The 4,394-nt window shown below is 73.4% G+C and carries 3 protein-coding genes; all 3 read left to right on the top strand.

Annotated elements, in window-relative coordinates; translation table 11 throughout:
* Nucleotides 1-1,162: M20/M25/M40 family metallo-hydrolase (locus tag VFE05_22290; GenBank protein ID HET6232822.1), on the top strand; the 1,162-nt coding region annotated here is incomplete at its 5' end.
* A 668-nt stretch (nt 1,163-1,830) separates the two neighbouring features.
* A complete protein-coding gene (locus VFE05_22285) occupies nt 1,831-3,135 on the top strand; it encodes an Ig-like domain-containing protein (GenBank protein ID HET6232821.1) in 1,305 nt (434 codons plus the stop codon).
* Between the two features lie 43 nt (nt 3,136-3,178).
* The gene (locus VFE05_22280) at nt 3,179-4,378 is read left to right on the top strand and encodes a hypothetical protein (GenBank protein ID HET6232820.1); all 1,200 of its coding nucleotides are present in this window, start codon (nt 3,179-3,181) and stop codon (nt 4,376-4,378) included.
* The last annotated feature ends 16 nt before the right edge of the window (nt 4,379-4,394 follow it).

Here is a 4,394-nt window from a genome sequence, read left to right as displayed (position 1 = left end):
CCGCGCGCTCGTCCACTCCGGCGACGCGGAGACGCTGCGCGAGCAGAAGGCGCTGGTGCAGATCGCCGCGCCCACCTTCCACGAGGCCGAGCGCGCCAGCTATGTGGCGGAGCGCTTCGCCCGGATCGGCCTGGCGGACGTCACGACCGACGAGGCGGGCAACGTGCTCGCCCGCTTTCCCGGCGCGCCGCTGACGGACGAGGGCGCGCTGGTGCTGGCGTCGCACCTGGACACGGTGTTCCCGGCGGGCACCGACGTGGCGCCGCGCGAGCGGGACGGACGCATCTACGCGCCGGGCATCACGGACAACTGCCGCGGCCTGGCCGGCCTTCTCGCCGTGGCCCGCGCGCTGGTGGAGAGCGGCGCGCACACTTCGCGGCCCATCGTCTTCGCGGCGACGGTGGGCGAGGAGGGCGCGGGCGACCTGCGCGGCGTGAAGCACCTGTTCCGCGAAGGCGCGCCGCTGCGGGCGGCCAGGGCTTTCGTGGCGGTGGACGGGTCGGGCATCCGCCGCATCGTGCACCGCGCCATCGGGTCGCGGCGGCTGCGGGTGGAGGTCGACGGGCCGGGCGGGCACTCCTGGGCGGACCGCGGAACGCCCAACCCGTTGCAGGCGCTGGGGATCGCGGTCGCCGGGCTGGCCGGGCTGGCGCTGCCCTCGCCGGAGCGCTCGTCGCTCACCGTCGCGCGGATGGCGGGCGGCACCAGCATCAACGCGATCCCCGACGCGGCCTGGCTGGAGCTGGACATGCGCAGCGAGGCGCCGGGCGCGCTGCCACGGATCGAGCGGATGGCGCGGGCGCAGGTGGAGCGCGCCGTCGCGGCCGAGAACGCCCGCCGCCGCCCGGGCGACGCCGCGCTCGCGTGCCGCTTGATCACCATCGGCGACCGGCCGTCGGGCCAGACGGAGCCGGACGCGCCGCTGGTGCGGGCCGCGCTGGACGTCACCTCGGCGCTGGGCGAGCGGCCGGAGCTGGTCGCCTCGTCCACCGACGCGAACCTGCCCATCTCGCTGGGAATCCCCTCCATCGCCATCGGCGCGGGCGGCGACTCCGGCGGCATCCACACGCTAGACGAGTGGTACAGCAACGAGAAGGGCGCGCTGGGCGTGGAGCGCGCGCTGCTCATCGCCCTCGCCGTCGCGGGCATCCGCCCCGCCTGAGCGGATCCACCGTGCGGAGAAGCATCCGAGGCCGATGAAGGGCGACTCCCACGGCGACTCGTCTTCCCCCGGCAGCGGCGTAGCGGGGAACCGGGCTATCGAGAAGAAAGACGATGATGCGGGGCGCGGCCGACGATTCGGCCGCGCCCCGCTGCTCGTCCGGCGCCGCTCGCGCTGCCGCGCGAAGGCGGCATCCCCGAAACATGCGCGGACGATCGCGAAACAACAAACGTACGGTATTCCGCCGTCCGTTCCTTCCGAAGATCCACGCGATATTCGCATACATACGTTTCCGGACACGCGCGCACGTCCGCCGCAACCATCTCCCCCGCCGCATCTTCTGGCGTTTCCGCGCACACCTGCGGCGCAACCGATCGCCCCGGCGGGAGATGCGGTCCGGCGTGCGGCTCGCGCAGCGGCGTACCGGAAACTGCGAAAAGTCGTTGCAACAACGCAAGATCCGTCTGTTCACGGAGCTTGCTTGGCGCAGCCGCGACCGGTATCATGGCGCCAGGCAGACCGGCTCCGGTCGTGCTTTGCGGCCCCTCTGGACCGCCATACGCGACCGGCGCCTGCCCGGTCCGGCCAGCCAGAATCCCACACCCCAGCCGCCACTCCGCAGGCCGCGCCCGCCGCGCGCCCCGCCCACTCGTCCCTTCGGAGGACCGATGCTGCGCTCCACACCGCGCGCCCGGATTGCCGCCGCCGTGCTCGTGCTGCTGCTCTCCGCGTGCCGCGACCAGTCCGACCCCCTGGCTCCCACGCCCAAGCCCGGCACGCCCGGCGCCCCCGCCGAGCCCACGAACCTGGTGGCGCTGGACTGCAAGGGCGACCGCGAGGCGAAGCGGGTGGACTGCACCCTCGCGCAGCCCACGGCCGGCGGCGCGAACGCCGACCTGATCGTGGGCAACCAGAACACGTACGTCACGCTGGCGTCTACCAACGAGGCGTACAACAGCGGCACGGGCCAGTTCACGTTCGACGTCACGGTGAAGAACCTGATCCCGCAGCCCCTGGGCACCACCGACGGCAGCACGCTGTCGCCCAACGGCGTGCGCGTGTTCTTCTTCACCGGCCCCGCGGCCACGTCGGGGACGGGCACGGTGGCGGTGGTGCCGGACGGCTTCGCGACCTTCACGGGGGCGGGCCAGCCGTTCTACCAGTACAACCAGGTGCTCGCGACCGGCGCGACGTCGTCGGCGCGCACGTGGACGCTGGTGATGCCGCCCACGGTGACGACGTTCGCCTTTCAGGTCTACGTGTCGGCGCCGGTGCAGTTCCCCGACGGCTTCGTGAAGATCGCCCCCACCGTGACGTCCCTGCGCCCGGGCACGCCGCAAGCGCTGACGGCCACCGTGGTCACCGCGGTGGGCAACCCGGTTCCCGGCGCCCTCGTGACGTGGGGCACGTCAGACGCGGCGCGGGCCACCGTGGACGGCTCCGGGGGCGTGAAGCCCATCTCCGGGGGCGCGGTGACCATCACCGCCACCAGCGGCACCCGCACGGGCAACCTGGCCGCGACGGTGACGGGCATCGGGCGCACGTGGAACGGCAGCGTCTCGACCGCGTGGACAGACCCGGCGAACTGGGACGCACCCGGCGTGGGCTTCCCCTCGGCCGCGCCGGTGCCGACTGACTCGGCGCTGGTGCCGGGCGGGGCGCCCCGCTACCCGCTGCTGGCGGCGAACACGTTCATCGGCGGCGTCTCGGTGGCGAACGGCGGGCTTGTGAGCCTCGCCGGGTTCGACCTCACCGTGGCCGACGACGCCGCCACCGCCGGGACCGGCTCGATCACCGCCACCACCGGCCACCTCGTGCTCACCGGCACCGGCTGCACGGTGGCGGGCACGGTGCCGGGGCTCACGGTCACCGGCACGTACTCCCTGTCCGCCAACACGACGACCTCCGCGCCGGTGCTGGTGCGGGGCGGCCTACTGCGCAGCGCGGGCTTCCTCCTCAAGCAGGTTCCCTGAGCCGCCTCCCGGCCGCTCTTCACACACTACGCCCAAGGTCCAGATGAGACTTCGCCGAATTCTCTCGATCGCCCTGCCGCTGGTGGCGGGAACGCTGCTGGCCGGCCCCGCCCGCGCCCAGTCGCCCATCCTCCTCCAGCTCCAGGCGGGCAGCCCGGTCGCGGACCGCATGCGGGTGGACAGCTCGGGCGCGTTCGTGGCGTACGGCTTCGTGCGGGACGCGGGCAACACCACCGGCTGCGCCGCGCAGCTCCCGGCCACCGGCGCCGGCACCCGCTTCGAGTGGATCCCCTGCCGCGGCTCAGTCCGCTTCGGGCGCGTGCCTACGTCGCAGACGAACTGGGACGACGTGAACATGGACGACTTCACCTTCGCGGGCGGCAACCAGGTGATCGCCAGCGGCTACGGCGCCTTCGCGTACGGCGACCAGGTGACCGTCAGCTCCACCGTGGGCGTGGGCTTCGGCTCGGCGGTCACGGTGAGCGGCACGGCGGGCTTCAGCGCCGGGGCCAGCAACGTCTGCTCGGGCTTCGCGTGCACCGCCATCGGCTACACGGTGCGCGCGGGCGGCCAGGGTGCGGTGGCGCTGGGCTACCGCACCACGGCCAACAACGACAACTCGGTGACCATCGGCTACCGCGGCAGCAACAACGGGCACATCGGCTCGATCGTGCTGGCCGGCGTGGTCGATCCCAGCACGCAGACCGACTCGGTGCGGGCGCAGGCCAACGGTGAGTTCCGCCTGCGCGCGCCCGGCGGCGTGATCCTGCGCACCAGCTTCGCCAGCAACTCGGCCGCGGGCGTGGGCGGCAACACCGGCTGCGACCTGCCCGCGGGCTCGGGCACCTTCTCGTGCTCGTCCAGCCGCACCATCAAGCACGGGTTCGCGGCGGTGAACGGCGAGGACGTGCTGAGCCGCTTCCGCGCGACGCCGGTCACCACGTGGTTCTACAACGAAGAGGCGGGCCAGGTACGCCACCTGGGGCCCGTGGCCGAGGACTTCCGCCAGGGCTTCGGGCTGGGCGTGGGCGGGTCGAGCATCGGGATGGGCGACATAGACGGCGTCAACTTCGCGGGCGTGAAGGCGCTCGAGGAGAGGACGCGCCAGCTCGCCGCCTCGCAGGCCGAGCTCCAGCGGAAGGCGGCCGAGGTCGACCGGCTCTCCGGCCAGGTGACGGACCTCCAGGCACGCCTGGCCCGCCTGGAAGCGCTCGTCGGCGCGCAGGCCTCTCCCAAGCCGTAGCTTCCGGCCGGGACGG

Source organism: Longimicrobiaceae bacterium (assembly GCA_035696245.1).
Classification (GTDB): Bacteria; Gemmatimonadota; Gemmatimonadetes; order Longimicrobiales; family Longimicrobiaceae; genus DASRQW01.
Note: the sequence above shows the minus strand (reverse complement) of the source record. Positions and strands in the feature narration are given on the sequence as shown.

Excerpts from the sequence above, each read along its gene's own strand:
- VFE05_22285 (HET6232821.1), top strand. The coding sequence starts at position 1,831 with ATGCTGCGCTCCACACCGCGCGCCCGGATTGCCGCCGCCGTGCTCGTG.
- VFE05_22280 (HET6232820.1), top strand. The coding sequence starts at position 3,179 with ATGAGACTTCGCCGAATTCTCTCGATCGCCCTGCCGCTGGTGGCGGGA.